The sequence below is a fragment of the Candidatus Electrothrix sp. genome (genome assembly GCF_052785085.1).
Map to the genome: position 1 here is coordinate 12,994 of NZ_JALAAI010000036.1, position 16,713 is coordinate 29,706.

Sequence of the window (16,713 nt, forward strand, 5' to 3'; positions counted from 1 at the left end):
AATAAACAAATTAGCAAGTCAATTCAGACTACAAGAAAAAAATATGGGACGCAGCAAAAAGGGGATAGAGCAAAAGTAGCGAGCCATCTCCTTTTTTGTGAACAGATCGGGGGGATTCTAGAGTCGATGAGCATGTTTTTTTAAAGGTATAAGGCAATTTATACATTCCATTCCAACTCAGGGATATCAACCTCCTCGCCAGTCACGAAATATCTTACTATTTTATGCCTCTTGCTGAGAAAATAATGATTGAATTTTGGTGGACGATATCGACTGATCATCTTTCTTTGATCATCTTCACTGAAGATATGGAGACTTTGCAGAATGTCGGTTGAGCTTTCCATACATTTGGTAAACACAAAATATTTTTCCTGATCAGTACCGTTTCGGGTCAGCTCAAGAAGTTTCTCAACGCTTATCCTGTATTCCCAGAAGCATTCGCAGATGATTTGACTACAGAGGTCGTGCAACGATGAGCTAACAGGCTGTTTCATGGAAATAAAGGAGAGATAGGGGAAAGTCAGTACGCTTCTATCACCATAACACCACAATAACTGCAAAAAAGACCAGACTAACAAGGGCAGTCAGCACACAGGCCCCAATCCGCATCAGGACATTGTACTGAGGATGATGAACACCCCAAGTTTGCAGGAGCGACCAAAAACCATGACTGATATGCAAGGCCAGGGCCGCTATGCCGAAAAGATAAAAGAGAGTATAGAGAGGATTACCCAACACCCTATAGACCACATCGGCAATGGGCAGGGTTTGATCAACAAAGCGGACCGTAAAAAGGTGAAGAAAAAGAAAAGCAAGAATAGTCAAGCCGGTCCACGGCATGGTTCGTGAACCCCAAGTCTTTCCTCCTGCGGAACTCTTTACAGCGTATTTATTGCCAGCAGCTTCCTGGTTTTTCAAAAACAGGCTGATACCTATAAAAATATGGACCAGAAAAATAATGAGCAGAATAAGCTCTGCCACAGGAATCAGCGGCCCTAAAGAATGAAGATGTTCTGCATAGGCGTTAAAGGCCGCTTTCCCCTGAAAAATAAAACTGTTGCCTACAGCGTGTACCAGCAGAAATATACCAAGAAGGGCACCGGTTACAGCCATGATGTACTTTCTGCCCAGTGACGAGAGTGCCCTTTGCAGGAAATCAGACATATTTTTGAATTATCCTTTATGCAGTTCTTTTCTCAGTTGATTAAATTCCTCCATCATAGCCTCACGAAGCTGTGAGAAACTTTCCTGCACTTGTTGGACAGCCTCTTTATTGCTGACACAATCGGAGGGGAGTGATACAGAGAAAGGCTGCCCCACAGAAGGGTCTTTCCTGTGGGCCATAATGGAGCTGACAAAATCCTGCTGCCAGGCAGTATAGTGATGCACCAAGGCTGCGAGTTCAAACGGATCATCAGCTGCAAGCTCAAGCCCTGCTGCCAGTTCCTGCACTAGGATTTGATCATCGTTAGCCAGCTCAGACTTTTGCCCGATAAGAGCTGTTGCTGACTCTAAAAGATGAAGGATCACTGTCTGCTGTGGAGTGTTTCCAGCCTTTTGTTTAGCAGCTACAGCCAATTCGTTCACATGCTGGACATTGTCCAGAGTTGGATTGGATGAGACAGCTGCTGCTGCTGTGGCAAAAAGAGCCGCATCGAAAACAAGTGCAGGGTCTTCAGCTTCTTCGTCAACAGCCTCCTTGCTCAGGAAGAGCTCATTCTCCTCACTTTCTTCGTTGTCATGCGGATGCTCAACCTCTTGGTCAAGCACAAATTCTTCATCAGCCAACTCGTTGTCAGCATCCAACGATATTTCGGTGGTTTTTTCTGTTTCCGAGGGAATTCCAAAATGGCTCTCTAAGGCCACCTCTGCTTCCTGCTCATCGCTTTCCACCAGGTCAGCATCAAGATCCAGATCAATATCTTCGTCCGTTTCAACATTCAGCTCGTTATCCTGTTGCTCTTCATCGTCTTCATCAAGTGTCAGGATAAAATCTTCAGAAGATTGCTCTGTATCTTCAAAGGTTGCTACGCTTTCTTCATCTTCACTGCTGTCAAAAGAAAATTCAGCTAACTCATCATCGCCAGGTTCTTCATCATCAAGCGAGAGGACAAATTCATCATCAGCAGCAGGCTCAGTTTCTTCTTCAAGACCAAAAAAGCTATCTACCTCTTCAGAGGATTCGGTTGCTTCACTGACCTCTGAAACAGGTTCTTCTTCTGTATCATCAGAAAAGGAGAAGTCCGAAAGCTCACCATCCTCGGGCTCGCTGCTCTCTCCATCGTCAAGCGACAAGGCAAACTCATCTTCCTCTTCCGTATCAGAATCAGAAATTTCTATAGCTTCTGAATCAACACTTGCCAACTCGGTCTCTTCCTCATCTTCAAGATCGAAAAAGCTATCAACTTCTTCGGAAGAATCGGAAGCTTCCGTGGTTTCGGCAAGAGACTCCTCTTCTTCACCATCGGAGAAGGAGAAGTCTGAAAGTTCACTCTCACCTGTATCACTCAGCTCTTCATCATCAAGCGGTAAGGCAAATTCATCAACTTCAGAGTCGGAAGAAGCACTGGCAAGATCTTCATCCCTTGCAATCTCGTCTTCCTCATCATCAAGTGATAGACCAAATTCGTCGTCTGAAACAGAGGCATCTGCTGAGTCTCCATCAACACTTGTCAACTCGGTCTCTTCCTCATTTTCAAGATCGAAAAAGCTATCAATTTCTTCGGAAGAATCGGAAACTTCCGTGGTTTCGGCAAGAGGCTCGTCTTCATCACCATCGGAGAAGGAGAAGTCTGAAAGTTCACTCTCACCTGTATCACTCAGCTCTTCATCATCAAGCGGTAAGGCAAATTCATCAATTTCAGAGTCGGAAGAAGCACTGGCAAGATCTTCATCCCTTGCAATCTCGTCTTCCTCATCATCAAGTGATAGACCAAATTCGTCGTCTGAAACAGAGGCATCCACTGAGTCTCCATCAACACTTGCCAACTCGGTCTCTTCCTCATTTTCAAGATCGAAAAAGCTATCAATTTCTTCGGAAGAATCGGAAGCTTCCGTGGTTTCGGCAAGAGGCTCGTCTTCATCACCATCGGAGAAGGAGAAGTCTGAAAGTTCACTCTCACCTGTATCACTCAGCTCTTCATCATCAAGCGGTAAGGCAAACTCATCAACTTCAGAGTCGGAAGAAGCACTGGCAAGATCTTCATCCCTTGCAATCTCGTCTTCCTCATCATCAAGTGATAGACCAAATTCGTCGTCTGAAACAGAGGCATCCGCTGAGTCTCCATCAACACTTGTCAACTCGGTCTCTTTCTCATCTTCAAGATCGAAAAAGCTATCAATTTCTTCGGAAGAATCGGAAACTTCCGTGGTTTCGGCAAGAGGCTCGTCTTCATCACCATCGGAGAAGGAGAAGTCTGAAAGTTCACTCTCACCTGTATCACTCAGCTCTTCATCATCAAGCGGTAAGGCAAATTCATCAACTTCAGAGTCGGAAGAAGCACTGGCAAGATCTTCATCCCTTGCAATCTCGTCTTCCTCATCATCAAGTGATAGACCAAATTCGTCGTCTGAAACAGAGGCATCTGCTGAGTCTCCATCAACACTTGCCAACTCGGTCTCTTCCTCATCTTCAAGATCGAAAAAGCTATCAATTTCTTCATCGGAGGCTTCATTGAATTCTGCAATATCTTCAGAATCGTTACTCACCTCATCGTTCACAACAGAAAAGCTGGGAAACTCACCTGTGCTCTCGTCATCATCAAGGGATGAGGCAATTTCATCATAGGCATCGGATTCACTCGCATCGCCTGACTCTGTTATCGCACCCTCGTCACTCGCTATGTTCTCCTCATCATCAAACGACAAAATCAACCCTGTGTCTTCGACAGAATCTTCAGTGCCCTCATTATTCTCAAAGGGAAAATCAACTAATTCAGCGTCATCCAACACTTCCTCATCAAGTGATAATGCAACCTCTTCATAAGGGTCCGAGTCGACAGTATCGTCGCCTTCTTCCAAAACAGGAACAGTCTCCATTTCCTCAGAAATAGTCCTTTCCGGGGATTCCGTTTTTTCTGCAGCATCATTATCAAAGGAGAAATCAAATTCATCGTCTTCTGATTCATCTTCATCAAGTGACAGGAAAAATTCATCATCCAGTGCGATGTCTTCTGTTGCTTCAGTGCTCTCTGCCTCTACCGATTCCTTGTTATCCTCCTCTTCAACATCAAGAAAGCTGTCTAACTCGTTTGAAGGTGGAGTGAGTACATCATCAGCATCTTCATCATCAAGAGCGACAACAAACTTATCTTCTAAGGCGGGAATATCTTCAGCTATGCCTTCACCTGACGTCTCTAATTCAGAAGAGGTGTTATCCTTATCCTCATCAAGATCGAAAATAGCATCCAATCCTTCAATTTCTTCTTCAGAGTCTGCAAAAATATTGGCGGAATCATCTGTTGCATTAACACTTTCAATCTCGTCGTCATCAAGAGAGAATCCTGCAATATCACCATCAAAATCATCTTCAGCAAAAGATACTTCAGATTCCTCTTCATCTCCTTCTTCGCTTATTTCATCTAAGCTTATCTCACTCTCCTCTTCAGGCACCTCTAAAGCGGCTTCTGATTTGGCAAGAACTTCTGGAGAGGCAATATCATCTTCCGTAACAGAACCTTTTTCTTCAGAAGAAGATTCCTGTTCTTCCTCGTCAAATTCAAAGAAAAAATTCAGTTTTTCGTCAAGCTCAGCAGCCTTTTCATCATCAATATCTGAAGACAATTCACTTTCATTAAAACCCCCTTCTTCGTCAGCATCTGCAAGAGCGGCTGTAATCTCTCCAGCCTCCTCAAAATCATCAGAACCGTCCAGGGCGATATCAAGCTCTTCGTCCTCGTTGATTTCTTCACTGATTTCATCATTGGCTGTAAGAGATTTTCCCTGTGAATCATCCAATGGGCTTTCCAATGCTTCTTCTTCAATGTCAGCTTCCTGATCATCCAGAAAGATATCGTCTTCGCTCTCATCGGTATCAAAATTAAAGAAGGAATCGTAATCCACTTCCCCCTCTATAAAAGCCTCTTCCTCTCCGTCTGCTTCCTCAGAGCCCATAGCAAGAATTTCATCTTTCCAGGATTCTGCACGGCTCTTTTCATCCTCTTCAGTCGCCGCCTCATCCGCATCAATTTCATCGGAGAAGTCAAAAAAAGAGTCCAGCTCAACATCTGATTCACCTGCCTCATCATCATTGCTTTCTTCAGTCTCAGTGGATAAGCCTGGCGCATCATCTGTATCTATATCTGTATCATCAGCCTCAAGGGCTTCGTCGACAACAGCGTTTTCTTCTGCAACGGCATCCTCCTCTTGTTGCTCTACATCTTCATCGCCAAAATCGAAGAAGGAATCCAGTTTTTCATCAAATTCAGTAGCTTTTCCATCGTCGATACCAGCTGATACAAGTTCTTCATTAAAGCCCTCCTCCTCATCAGCGTCGGTTAAGGCTGGAACAATTGATTCGTCTTGGTCACCATCATCGTCCAGAGAAAAATCCTGCTCATCCCCTGGTGCCTCATCGGCAAAAAGATCCTCATCAAGTCCTTCGTCAAGGTCAAGATCTAGCCCATCTTCTTCTGTATCAAACTCAAAATCGTCGGTAAAACTCTCCTCACCTTTCAGCTCATTGTCAGAGATCTCATCTTCTCCGTCAAAAACAAATTCATCTCCTTCATCATTAAAATCATCTGAAAACAGATCCAGCTCTGTATCATCGTTTGCTACTGGTGAATCAAAATCAGCATCCTGTTCTTCCTCTGAAACAGGCTCCTTTGTCCCGCCAACCTCGACGGTTTCCGCTGCTTCAGCGACTTTTGCTGTTTCTCTTTCTTTTGCGTCCTCTTTCGTATGTGTTTCTGCTTTATCTGCTCTTTTTTCTGCTGCGGACTTGGCTATAATTGCCTTCAGGCTATTAAGACTGCCAATCTGTTCAAGCAAGACACGTTTACGTTGTTCAGCAGTCAGGTTCGTATCCTTAATCAACAACTTCAGAGCATCATAAAATGAATGCAGTATAGTAAAAGAGTCAGGATGAGCATTGCTCTCTTCTTCGCGTATATATGCTCCTAATGCCTGCAGGCCCTGGACAAGAATTTGGGCATCACGATTATCGTTTAAATGCTCCCGAAGGGTGGTGGCCTCTGCGTGAAATTTCTTCAAACCTTCCTGAGTTACTTCCCATTCCAGGCCAAGAATAGTGGCTTCCATACTGGTCAGGGGGTCATCAGTATCGCCACGTAGCGCTGGTGGGCTGCTTTCAAGACCCTCCTGAATAATTCCATCAGACGAGGGGTCAGCTTTGGCGGTTTTTTTACGAGGCTCTTGAACAGGTTCCTCAGAGTGCTCTGGCAAATCTTTTTCAGCATGCCCTTCGTTACCAATCGTACCTATCTGGTATTGCAGCACTTTAAACTTCCGGACATCTGCCTTAAGCATGGAGGTTACAGCCGCTGTGCTGAGATCTGTTGAGAATATTATTTTCTCATAATTATAAAAAAGTGTCAGAAGAAGTTTAATGGCATTGGGATGGGCATAAGCTCCTTCTTTCTGAAGATACTTGCCGATATTATCCATTCCCTGGAGATAAATTTGAGCAACTTTATCGCCATCCCACAAAGAACGTAAATTAGATAGCTCTTCAGTCAACTCCGTCAGAGTATCCTCAGTAATATCCCAATCCAGAGAAAGAACTATGGATTTCAGACGAAGAAGAGGTGATTCCTCATCATCAGTAAACTCAAATAAATCAACTTCATCTGTATCAAACGACTCATCTGCAAATTGTGTGAGGTCTTCAAATTCGTCTATTGCTGGGGGCATAATTATTATCCGGACTCATCTGAGGTGCCAGTACTTAACAGCGTACCTATACCGTTTTTTTATCCCGTTACAAGAGTTTTTTCTGCACTGACACTACTGTGGATGAAATGATTTTCTTCAGTGTTTCAGGAACATTATACCCTGTTAACGCACTAGCTTCAAAGGAAGGTACTTTTAACTTGCTATTCAGATCCTTTTCCAGCACAGCGGTTGGAAGAACAGGGATCCCCTGATTCCGCAAATCAACTTTATTGTACTGCATCACAAGAGGAATCTTAAAAATAGATTCTTTATAACCCTTGAGATTCTCATGGAGCTGATTCAGTGAACGTATATTTTTCTCCCGCATGGCTTCCTGGGCATCAGCAACAAAAACCAGTCCATCCACCCCTTTCAGAACCAGTTTACGCGTCGCATTATACTTCACCTGACCAGGCACTGTATATAGCTGTATTTTTAATTCATATCCTTTGATCTTCCCCATGTCAAAGGGAAGAAAGTCGAAAAACAGGGTACGATCGCCGTGGGTCTTTAAGCTGACCATTTCAGACTGGATTTGCTTGCTGAACTTGCGATTGATATACTCAAGGTTAGAGGTTTTTCCTCCTCTTCCTGGACCGTAATAAACGACTTTTACCTGTACAATTTTCTCGCGTAGATTAATAAAGCTCAATGCTTTTCTCCTGCTATCTATAGATTAATGCTTTTGAAGAGAAGAGACGACTCCATGAAGTCCATAATAAAAAATTATTTACCAGCCCAGAGCTTTCTTATCTGTTCCAGTGCTTTAACAACATTCAGCCTGAGAAAACCAAGTGAGATATGCTTGCCAAACATGGTGATCAGCAAAAGCTCCTCGTCGATTTTCGAAAAGTGGATATTACAATCCGTCCCCTTGTGAAAGAGCAAAGAAAACTCTTGTTCTCCAACTAGTTTTGCCATAGCATCAACAGTGGCAAAGTTACCTGCTGCCAGAGCTGCGAATGAATACACATCATATTTGGAAGTGCCGTTGTCCTTAGCTGTTATGATATTCCCTGCCATGTCAATAATGATGACACAGTCCACTCCTATCTTGATGAGCTGCTCTGACAGGATTTCATCAATTTTTTCTAGCTGTTCCTGGCTAACTACACCGTAATTCATCTGATTTCCTCATTAACATTGCATTGTTTGTCCGGCTGGGATAAGCCGACCGGCATCTCTCCATTTTTTGACTATACGCCAGATAATCACATATATGAAGTTGTTTTTAATGGTTATAGTATTTTTTTTATTTTTTTACCATATCTCGCTGCAAAGAGACTCTGCTGCGCCCAAGCGAGCAACAGGAAGAATGAGTAAAATAACAAAGCTGAAGAGTATGATTTTTTTCACAAACATATTTTCCAGCTTCTGTTTAACTGCACTGCAATTCACCATATAGTCAACATACCATAGATCAGAGGGATAAAACAAACACGGCTCTGTTCATTGGTTCTGAACAGAGCCGTACATGTTTCCTGCCTTTTTTAGCCGCACGTAAGAAAAAACTGCCAACACGAGTACAACAGGCAGATATTACTTGTCATTGGCTCCGTCAACCGACAGGTCTCTATTCATCTTGCGTATTTTGTTTAACGTTCCCAAGTATATTTTCTCGGAAACCTCATCAAGAATTTCATCCACAGCCTTGTCTGCTGTATCAGCCCGATTTGTCAAAGTATTATAGTTCTCTGTCCAGACTTCGTTTGGTACCTCCCAAAGAATTTTACCGGTTCTTACATTTTTCAGTACATAACGCAAGCGTAACATAATCTTTACATCGGTTGTCTGGGCATCTGTATTCCAGCCGATTCCAGGCAGGTCAATAGAAATAATTTCTCCGGCAAGCACCAGGTCAGCTCTTTCTCTGTCCTTGGTCAAATTTATTTTTTCCGATTTCTGAAACCAGGCTGATAAGGATTTATACATGCTGTTATCAATACCAAGCTTATCTGTGCGGTTTTTCCAGTTCGGCATATACACCAACCTTTCAGGGCCGGTATACACATTGGGAAAATAATATCCGCAACCACCAAGCAAAAGAAAAAAACAGAGAAAAAAGAGCAGGTTTTTGATTTTACCAGTCACGTTACGCCTCTATAAGTTTAAGATTATATCTTCCAAAGCAACATGTCAAACTCTTGCGTACTCCTTCACTGATAAAGAAGGTCATCAGGTGACAGGCAAGTGGAAGATTTTTTTCCACGAGTTCTATACGACAATATTAACAAGTTTCCCCTTAACCACAATAATTTTTTTCACAGGTTTATTGTCGACAAAATTTATTATCCGCTCATCATCCAGGGCAGCCTGCTTGATCTCTTCTTCATCTGTGTCGGCTGCAACCTGTAAACGGGAACGCACCTTACCGTTGATCTGTACCACAATGGTAAGCTCATCTTCTTTGATTGCCTCTGTATCATACTCGGGCCATTGTTGATGATCCAGAGTTTTTTTATGGCCTGTGACCTGCCAGAGTTCCTGACAAAAATGGGGCACCATAGGAAAAAGAAGGAACAGTATTGTCTGCAACGCCTCTCTCAGTACGGTCTGATCAAGGGGCTGTTTGCCCCCTTCTCCGGTCGCAGCACTCACCTGGTTTACCAGTTCCATAACCCCTGAGATAGCGGTATTGAAATGAAAGTTTGTTTCAATACTCTCGGTAACCCGCTGAATAGTCTGATGGGTTTTCCGATGAAGCTGTCGATCTCCCTGAGAGAGTTTACCCAATTCTACGGCATTATTTTTTTTCTCATCAGAAGCGACAAAGCAGTCCATATTGGCCAGAATGAGCCGATACACTCTGTTGAGAAAACGAAAACTGCCCTCAACCCCTTGGGCATTCCATTCCAGATCTCTTTCCGGTGGAGCAGCAAACAGGGAAAAGAGGCGTACCGTGTCAGCACCATACTGGGTTATCAGGTCATGGGGATCCACCACATTACCCTTGGACTTGGACATTTTGGCACCATCCTTGATCACCATACCCTGAGTAAGCAGCTGGGTAAAGGGCTCATCAACACCGAGGTAACCGAGGTCACGCAGGAGCTTGGTAAAAAAACGGGCATAGAGCAGATGAAGAATAGCATGTTCCACCCCACCAATATACTGGTCCACTGCCAGCCAATACTGAGCAGCCTCTTTTTCAAGGGGAGCATCAGCACGGGGACTGGTATAGCGGGCAAAATACCAGGACGATTCCATAAAGGTATCCATGGTATCGGTCTCCCGCTGTGCATCCTGACCGCATTGGGGACAGGTTACTGTATAAAAATCCTCTTGCTGATGCAAGGGGGCTGAACTGCCGTAGGGAGGCTGGGAGCCTGGCAAAAGTACGGGCAATTGCTCATTGGGAACCGGAACAGCACCGCAGGTATCGCAGTGGATCACCGGGATAGGAGCCCCCCAATAACGTTGACGGGAAATCCCCCAGTCTCGCAGGCGATAGGTAATATGGCGTTGACCAAAGCCTTTTTTTTCTGCATGATCAATAATCGCCTTTTTTGCCTCAGCTGATGGCAAGCCATTAAAATTCGCTGAGTCAGCCAAAACACCATCACCTTCCCAAGCTGAATCCATCTGCTCGCCCTCCAGCTTTTCCTCGGGCTGCACCACCGGACGAATCGGTAAATCATATTTCCGGGCAAACTCGAAGTCACGCTGATCATGGGCAGGCACAGCCATAACAGCACCAGTGCCGTACTCCATAAGCACAAAATTAGCCACATAGATCGGGACACGATCGCCATTAAAGGGATTAATGCAATATTTCCCGGTAAAGACACCGTGTTTTTCCGGTTCCTGATCCATGGCCATGCGCTGCTTGTCCAGCAAGGTTTGCTTGATAAAATCGCGAACCGGCTCTTCATGCTCTGTCCCGGTGATCAAAGTATCAACAAGGGGATGCTCCACTGCCAGGGACATAAACGTCACCCCGTAAATAGTGTCGGGCCGGGTGGTGAAAATCTTGATTTTCTCTTTGTCGCCTTCCACCGGGAAATCGCAGGCAAGCCCCTGACTCTTACCAATCCAGTTGCGCTGCATGGTGACCACCTTTTCCGGCCACCCGTTGAGTTGGTCCAGATCTTCCAACAGTTCATCAGCATAGTCAGTAATCTTAAGAAACCAACCATACATATTTTTCGGCACCACCTGCTGGTCACAACGCCAGCAACAGCCATCAATGACCTGTTCACGGGCCAAGACGGTTGCGCAATCATCACACCAGTTGACCGTAGTCTTTTTCCGATACACTAAACCCTTTTCCAGCAGTTGCAAAAAGACCTGCTGTTCCCAACGATAGTATTCAGGATGGCAGGTAGCAATCTCCCGATCCCAATCATAACTCAGCCCCATAGCCTTGAGTTGTTCACGCATATAGCTGATGTTTTCATAGGTCCATTGGGCAGGATGAACCCCGTGTTTAAGTGCGGCATTTTCCGCAGGCAGACCAAAGGCGTCCCATCCCATAGGGTGCAACACATTATAACCTTGCATTCGCTTATAGCGGGCAATCACATCACCAATGGAGTAATTACGGACATGCCCCATATGGATTCGGCCTGATGGGTAGGGGAACATCTCCAGCAGATAGTATTTTTTCTGTTCTGCATTTTCACTGACCTTGTATGATTTTTCTTTCTGCCAGTGCTGCTGCCATTTTGCCTCAATAGCCTTGAAATCGTAATGTTGCGGTTTCTGCGCTGTCTTACTCATATTTCTCTCTTCTTGTCTCAGTCTCAAATCCTGGAAAATTCAAAAAGGTATTTTTCAAAAGATGTTCAATGTAACAGATGTAACAGTAATGGTCTCTTATAAAAAATGTCTCTTCGCCCTGCAAGGCTAGATTGCCTTCGCTTTCCAAGACAAAAAGGGGGTGATGCCTTGTTCCTGCAGGGTGCTGAGAAAGCCTTCCAGAATGTCGTGGTTAGCCTTGTCTCGAAGGATGTTTTTTATGGCCCAGTCAAAATTGACCAAGGTTCTCTTTTCGCTCATATTACTCTTCACGATTTCCCGGCAAGTTTTCTGATTTCTTCCGCAGACAAACCTGTGACCTGCGAAATCTGCTCTGTTGTCAATATCCCCGTACGCAGCATATTAACAGCCACTTCACTCCTGCCCTTTTCAACTCCTTTTTCTATTCCCTGCACAATTCCTTTTTCGATACCTTTTTCAATCCCTTTCTCAATCCCCTTCTCAATCCCCTTCTCAATCCCTTCGTCATACGCCGATTCAATCATATCCTTTTCGCTGGCCCTGTTCACCAGATATTTCTCGTAAGCCCGGCGTTCCTTTTCCGGCATTTTCAGCAGATCAAGCTTCTCAGCCGCAACCTGGATGTTTCTGGAGCGAAACTCCGGTCTGACTTCGGAGTTCTTGAAAAAATAGACCCACTCGTCAATGCCGCTGTTGATGATATCGTGAAAACGTTCGGTCTCAATCAGGTAATATTCGGGGAACACATTCCGTCCTGCGTCCAGTTCCCGACCCACCACGGCACGACGTTTTCTCGGCTTCAAACGCAGTCTTTCACGGGTATTCAGGCCGTAGAAATCAGTCGATCCTTTATAGATATAATCGTTCTCCCCCTCGCCGAGCAGAAAGTAGAGAATACTGACCGAGATAACCTTTTTCACCTTGGCGAACGAATCGCCCAGCTTCAGGTGATCAATGATCAATTTTGAGCTGCCATACAGGAGTCGTTGTAAATAATACCGTTCCCAACCCGCCTGTACCTCAATTACGTAAATATCTCCGGCATCGTCCTCCACCGAAAGATCCACCCGATTAAACTTGTCGGACGCATCCTCCTGATTGCTTTCGCTTTCCAGTAGGGAAAGAATTCTGATGTCCCGCTCCAGCAGGGTGCTGAGAAAACCTTCCAGCACGTCGTAGTTGGCTTTGTCACGCAGGATATTTTTTATAGCCCAGTCGAAACTGACCAGGGTTCTTTTTTCGCTCATGTTTTTCTCCGCTTGATCTCATTTCGATTAGCTCGTAGGTTGCGGGTGAGCGGAGCGAACCCCAACATGTCTGACTCACCTTATGATTGTTGGGGTTCGTACCTCACCCCAACCTACCGGGCTATCGGTTTTTTGGGTGGAAAAGAAACGACCTTTCTCCCTGAGAGTTTCTGCTTTTTTTCAAGATCCCGGCAAATTGCGTCGAGATTATAATTGAATTTCTTTGCGTATTCGTTGCGATTTCGGCGGATTTCTTCAATAAGCGGATCGTCAATCATTTTTTCTCTCCTCAATCAGTTCAAACGGGGTGCAGATAACCGGAAGCGCACAGCCGAATTCTTCACTGATGTTGCGCATCGCGTGTTGAAGGGTTGCATTGGCAATATGCCGACAGTTCCATGTCAAAAGATAGTCCATTCCGTTTGCAGCAGCCACTGCAATATGCAGAGCGTCAAGATGAGCTTTGGCTGGCAGCTGCCGTTTGGTGATAAAACTTCGCGCCAGTTCTCGGGCGGTATCAACGATCTGTAACTCCGGGATTCCGTCAAGCGCATCAAGTCGTCGCTTTGCAGCTTCCGCATCGCCTGCCGTAGCCTCCTGAATCACAATCTCGGAAATAAACAGATCGAAATAAAGACGCTCCTCGTCCCACCAGGATCGGGTGGCCTCCTGTTGGGCGGCCATGATAAGCTGCGGACTGCGCCATGCGGTCAGGTAGCTGACGATAGTTGTTTCAAGGTAAACTTTTGGTTTCATTATATCGAATTTTGGGTCAGCGTGACTCAATTTCTGCTAAATTTATTGAACCCTTGCAAGGTTCCCGATCAGCTCGAAGGAACACTCCGGGCAATTCCGGTGCTGAGTATATCATATCACCGATAGGGCTGTTTGTCGGTATAATCTCTTTGCCAGCCCCGGTAGAGTACCCCCCTGTACCAAAATAGTGCATGAAATGCACCCTACAAGGCTTTATGGAAAGAGATGAATACATACTGATACATGCAGATTTTTTGCGAATCAAAAGCCTACCCTTCTATATACTAAAAAGTCTCCCTTTTGAGATGTAAAACCCTCCCTTCTATATATCAAAAGGGAGGGTTTTTGATAGGTAGAAGCCAGGGCTTTTGATAGGGAAAACCCATGCCTTTTGGAAGGCAAACCCTATGCCTTTTGGAAGGCAAAACCTCTGCTGTTTGTTAGCTCGTAGGTTGCGGGTGCGCGGAACGAACCCCAACATGTCTGACTCGCCTTATGATTGTTGGGGTTCGTACCTCACCCCAACCTACCGGGCTTTGGCAGAGCCCCGGTAGAGTACCCCCCCCCTGTACCAAAACGGTGCATGAAATGCACCCTACAAGGCTTGAACGTGCAGTATCATGGTGCGTGGAACGCACCCTACCCGGCTAATCAAGCAGAGCGAAAAGTTCTTTGACGATTTTCGGATGCAGAGTTTTCCCTTGATGATGCGGAATGACCATTCGGCTGCCTTCTTTACGGTAAATACGATGGCTCCCTTTTTGCCGGGACAACTCAAAACCGTTTGCCAAGAGTAGCTTTTCCGCTTCTTTTGCTGTTAATCGCGGGAGTTTATCAGACATGTGCTGTTGATTCTACGGTAATAGGGGCTATGATGTAGCTGCTTTCTGATAATCTTTCTTTTTCTTGCTCCTCCATATCTTCCAGATACAGCTCCAACGCTTCCTTGATATTGGCGAGTGCCTCTTCAAGTGTATCCCCTTGGCTCATACACCCCTGAAGTGCTGGGATATAGGCATAAAAACCATCTCGGTCCCGTTCTATGATTGCATTGAATTGCATATCATCCTCCTTTTGCTTACAGACTCAGGTACTATCCTAAGCTGAATGTTTTGAATTCCCGACCATCCTGAAGGGATGAAAAAGAACAGCCCGAAGGAACACTCCGGGCAATTCCGGTACTGGGTATATCATATCACCGACGGGGCTGTTTGTCGGCATAATCTCCCTGGTAACCGTTGCAAAAAAACAAAATCACTGTCCGCCGCGCACCAACCGGACCGCACCGTAGACGTCGTTGCGGTTGTCGATGTCGGAATCGCCGTGGCCGAAGCAGACGCCCCACGCATGGACCGAGGAGCCAGCATACGGCGACCCGGACCAGACATCTGAACTCGGTGTATTGGGAAAACGGTTGAGATTGATCGCAGGATTATAACACTGCTCTTCAACAAGGGTGTCCAGCTCACGTATATTGGGCAGTCGCCAGTCTGTATAGCCTGCAAAGCCGCCCGCAGCATTGACAGTTCCTGGTTGCTGTAGGGCCTCTTGCCAGGTAAATTCACTTGGTGAGCCGTCCTCGCAGGTATTTCCAGAAACTCCCTCAAGGCATTGCTTCCACATCAGGCCGGTCTTCAGGTCAGTGACCGTACCGTTGCCGTTGTCAATTAACTGGCTATTGGGTGTGGAAGCGGGAATAGAATCTGTTCTACAGGTTTGGGCTGCATGAACAGTTGCCGCAGAAAAGATACAGCAGAGGATGAAGAAGTAGGTTCGCATAGTCTGACTCCTGTTTTAACGAAAGGGGGAAGGGTTATTGATGCAACACAGCGGCGGCGCAGTCAGCCTTTCACATTGTAGGAGCAGACCTGTGTGTCTGCCCGCAATAAAAGGGCGAACACATAGGTTCGTCCCCTACGGCACTCAAAATGTAAATGTTCTTTTCTGTTCACGAAAATCTCACAAAGCAAAAAACATAAAATCACTGTCCGCCGCGCACCAACCGAACCGCAGAGCCGTTGCTGAGGGCGTCGTTGGCGTAGGAATCGCCGGTGTAGAAAGCGACGGCCCACGCACCGTCCGAGTTGCTCGCAAAGGGCGACCCGGACCAGACATAAGAATTGTCAGTGTTGGGGAAATAGCTCGTATCTATTGCTGGCCAGCTGCGACCATAATTTACAAGGCTCTTCAGCTCCTTCAGACATCGTAAACGCTAAAACTGGACATTGTTTATAATAATTTAATATTATAGCAAAATCACTAAATTTGGACACTTGCTACAAGACAAAATGTCCAAATTCTATTAATCGTATATAAAATCAAATCATTATCAAGTAATTATCATTTTGATGTTTACGATGTCTGTCCTTGTGCGTCGGCATACGCCAATCCGAACCCCCGCACCAGCCCGCTGCATTGACCCGGTTTACATACGCTTCAGTATTGCAAAATGTTGAGGAATCGCTACTGTTATAGCCATAGCAAGTATTTCCGTCATTATTTTCATAACCATCCGCACCGCCGTTGGTGGCAGGGTTAGTGTTGTACCATTTATAGGTATCATCCTTATCATGCAGCCCACCGTCATCGGTTTTCACCTCCCAAATCAAACCGGTCACATTATCCTTTACGCAAGCCCAGGGAGTGGTTGCGTAATCCGCATTCTGATTAGCCAAGGGCACCCCGTTGCTGTCCAGCTTGGTGTAGCTAAATCCGGCATGACCGTCAGAGTTATCGTTATGGGTTACATCCCGACCATGCGAACAATCCTGCGCCTCAACTACATTATCACCGTCCGGCAGGATAGAAGGATCACAGGCATTATTATTGCCAGATTCATAATTACCGCTCCAGGTTATACCAGTATCGTTAAGACCTCCTCCCGTTACACGATCATCACTGCCATCCAGCGGATCAGTCCCGTCAAGGATTTCCTGCCCGTCAGACACCCCGCCGCGGGTGCATGAAGGCCAGCAATTCAGAGCCTAAACTTTTTTCAATATGAGAATAGCGCAATGAGAAATTTTGGGCGCAACTATCCCGCCTCTTCAATTTAGACATGTTTGAAAAGTTAGGTTACCCTCTGGTTGTTTGTTTT

16 protein-coding genes are annotated in these 16,713 nt (G+C 45.5%); all 16 read right to left on the reverse strand.

Annotation, left to right across the window (positions count from 1 at the left end; all coding sequences use genetic code 11):
- Positions 1-158: 158 nt before the first annotated feature.
- The 16 genes from L2082_RS07860 to L2082_RS07935 all read right to left on the reverse strand — a co-directional run bounded on the left by L2082_RS07860 (position 159) and on the right by L2082_RS07935 (position 16,564).
- Entirely contained in the window at positions 159-494 is a 336-nt protein-coding gene (locus tag L2082_RS07860) for a hypothetical protein (protein WP_446008684.1), read from the reverse strand.
- 40 nt (positions 495-534) lie between these two features.
- On the reverse strand, positions 535-1,164 hold the full coding sequence (locus L2082_RS07865; RefSeq protein ID WP_446008683.1) for a succinate dehydrogenase cytochrome b subunit: 630 nt from the start codon (positions 1,162-1,164) through the stop codon (positions 535-537).
- 9 nt (positions 1,165-1,173) lie between these two features.
- On the reverse strand, positions 1,174-6,873 hold the full coding sequence (locus tag L2082_RS07870) for a hypothetical protein (RefSeq protein ID WP_446011596.1): 5,700 nt from the start codon (positions 6,871-6,873) through the stop codon (positions 1,174-1,176).
- Positions 6,874-6,940: 67 nt separating this feature from the next.
- Complete coding sequence (locus tag L2082_RS07875; protein WP_446011597.1) at positions 6,941-7,546, reverse strand: GTP-binding protein; 606 nt, start codon at positions 7,544-7,546, stop codon at positions 6,941-6,943.
- A gap of 74 nt (positions 7,547-7,620) precedes the next feature.
- Positions 7,621-8,019: a roadblock/LC7 domain-containing protein gene (locus tag L2082_RS07880; protein ID WP_331359207.1), complete on the reverse strand. Its 399-nt coding sequence runs from the start codon at positions 8,017-8,019 to the stop codon at positions 7,621-7,623.
- 414 nt (positions 8,020-8,433) lie between these two features.
- On the reverse strand, positions 8,434-8,985 hold the full coding sequence (gene lptE, locus L2082_RS07885; protein WP_446010312.1) for an LPS assembly lipoprotein LptE: 552 nt from the start codon (positions 8,983-8,985) through the stop codon (positions 8,434-8,436).
- Between the two features lie 123 nt (positions 8,986-9,108).
- Positions 9,109-11,613, reverse strand: a complete 2,505-nt coding sequence (leuS, locus tag L2082_RS07890; RefSeq protein WP_446010311.1) for a leucine--tRNA ligase — start codon at positions 11,611-11,613, stop codon at positions 9,109-9,111.
- Positions 11,614-11,739: 126 nt separating this feature from the next.
- Positions 11,740-11,892, reverse strand: coding sequence for a hypothetical protein (locus tag L2082_RS07895; protein ID WP_446010310.1), 153 nt, complete (start codon positions 11,890-11,892; stop codon positions 11,740-11,742).
- 8 nt (positions 11,893-11,900) lie between these two features.
- Complete coding sequence (locus tag L2082_RS07900) at positions 11,901-12,860, reverse strand: PD-(D/E)XK nuclease family transposase (protein ID WP_446010309.1); 960 nt, start codon at positions 12,858-12,860, stop codon at positions 11,901-11,903.
- 113 nt (positions 12,861-12,973) lie between these two features.
- Entirely contained in the window at positions 12,974-13,138 is a 165-nt protein-coding gene (locus L2082_RS07905) for a hypothetical protein (RefSeq protein WP_446010308.1), read from the reverse strand.
- Positions 13,131-13,616, reverse strand: a complete 486-nt coding sequence (locus L2082_RS07910; RefSeq protein WP_446010307.1) for a type II toxin-antitoxin system VapC family toxin — start codon at positions 13,614-13,616, stop codon at positions 13,131-13,133. The genes L2082_RS07905 and L2082_RS07910 overlap by 8 nt, the downstream gene beginning before the upstream one ends.
- Before the next feature lie 647 nt (positions 13,617-14,263).
- The gene (locus L2082_RS07915; protein WP_446011598.1) at positions 14,264-14,458 is read right to left on the reverse strand and encodes a type II toxin-antitoxin system HicA family toxin; all 195 of its coding nucleotides are present in this window, start codon (positions 14,456-14,458) and stop codon (positions 14,264-14,266) included.
- Positions 14,451-14,678 (reverse strand): type II toxin-antitoxin system HicB family antitoxin, encoded by a 228-nt coding sequence (locus tag L2082_RS07920; protein WP_446011599.1) that lies wholly within the window; start codon positions 14,676-14,678, stop codon positions 14,451-14,453. Before L2082_RS07920 ends, L2082_RS07915 begins: the two co-directional genes overlap by 8 nt.
- Before the next feature lie 192 nt (positions 14,679-14,870).
- Positions 14,871-15,395, reverse strand: coding sequence for an Lcl C-terminal domain-containing protein (locus L2082_RS07925; RefSeq protein ID WP_446011600.1), 525 nt, complete (start codon positions 15,393-15,395; stop codon positions 14,871-14,873).
- 202 nt (positions 15,396-15,597) lie between these two features.
- Positions 15,598-15,816 carry an Lcl C-terminal domain-containing protein gene (locus L2082_RS07930; protein WP_446011602.1) on the reverse strand — a complete coding sequence of 73 codons (219 nt, stop codon included), beginning with the start codon at positions 15,814-15,816 and terminating at the stop codon, positions 15,598-15,600.
- 118 nt (positions 15,817-15,934) lie between these two features.
- Entirely contained in the window at positions 15,935-16,564 is a 630-nt protein-coding gene (locus L2082_RS07935) for an Lcl domain-containing protein (RefSeq protein ID WP_446011601.1), read from the reverse strand.
- Between the last annotated feature and the right edge of the window lie 149 nt (positions 16,565-16,713).

Excerpts from the sequence above, each read along its gene's own strand:
- L2082_RS07865 (WP_446008683.1), bottom strand. The coding sequence starts at position 1,164 with ATGTCTGATTTCCTGCAAAGGGCACTCTCGTCACTGGGCAGAAAGTAC.
- L2082_RS07910 (WP_446010307.1), bottom strand. The coding sequence starts at position 13,616 with ATGAAACCAAAAGTTTACCTTGAAACAACTATCGTCAGCTACCTGACC.
- L2082_RS07900 (WP_446010309.1), bottom strand. The coding sequence starts at position 12,860 with ATGAGCGAAAAAAGAACCCTGGTCAGTTTCGACTGGGCTATAAAAAAT.
- L2082_RS07870 (WP_446011596.1), bottom strand. The coding sequence starts at position 6,873 with ATGCCCCCAGCAATAGACGAATTTGAAGACCTCACACAATTTGCAGAT.
- L2082_RS07920 (WP_446011599.1), bottom strand. The coding sequence starts at position 14,678 with ATGCAATTCAATGCAATCATAGAACGGGACCGAGATGGTTTTTATGCC.
- L2082_RS07915 (WP_446011598.1), bottom strand. The coding sequence starts at position 14,458 with ATGTCTGATAAACTCCCGCGATTAACAGCAAAAGAAGCGGAAAAGCTA.
- leuS (WP_446010311.1), bottom strand. The coding sequence starts at position 11,613 with ATGAGTAAGACAGCGCAGAAACCGCAACATTACGATTTCAAGGCTATT.
- L2082_RS07895 (WP_446010310.1), bottom strand. The coding sequence starts at position 11,892 with ATGAGCGAAAAGAGAACCTTGGTCAATTTTGACTGGGCCATAAAAAAC.
- L2082_RS07880 (WP_331359207.1), bottom strand. The coding sequence starts at position 8,019 with ATGAATTACGGTGTAGTTAGCCAGGAACAGCTAGAAAAAATTGATGAA.
- L2082_RS07860 (WP_446008684.1), bottom strand. The coding sequence starts at position 494 with ATGAAACAGCCTGTTAGCTCATCGTTGCACGACCTCTGTAGTCAAATC.
- L2082_RS07925 (WP_446011600.1), bottom strand. The coding sequence starts at position 15,395 with ATGCGAACCTACTTCTTCATCCTCTGCTGTATCTTTTCTGCGGCAACT.
- L2082_RS07905 (WP_446010308.1), bottom strand. The coding sequence starts at position 13,138 with ATGATTGACGATCCGCTTATTGAAGAAATCCGCCGAAATCGCAACGAA.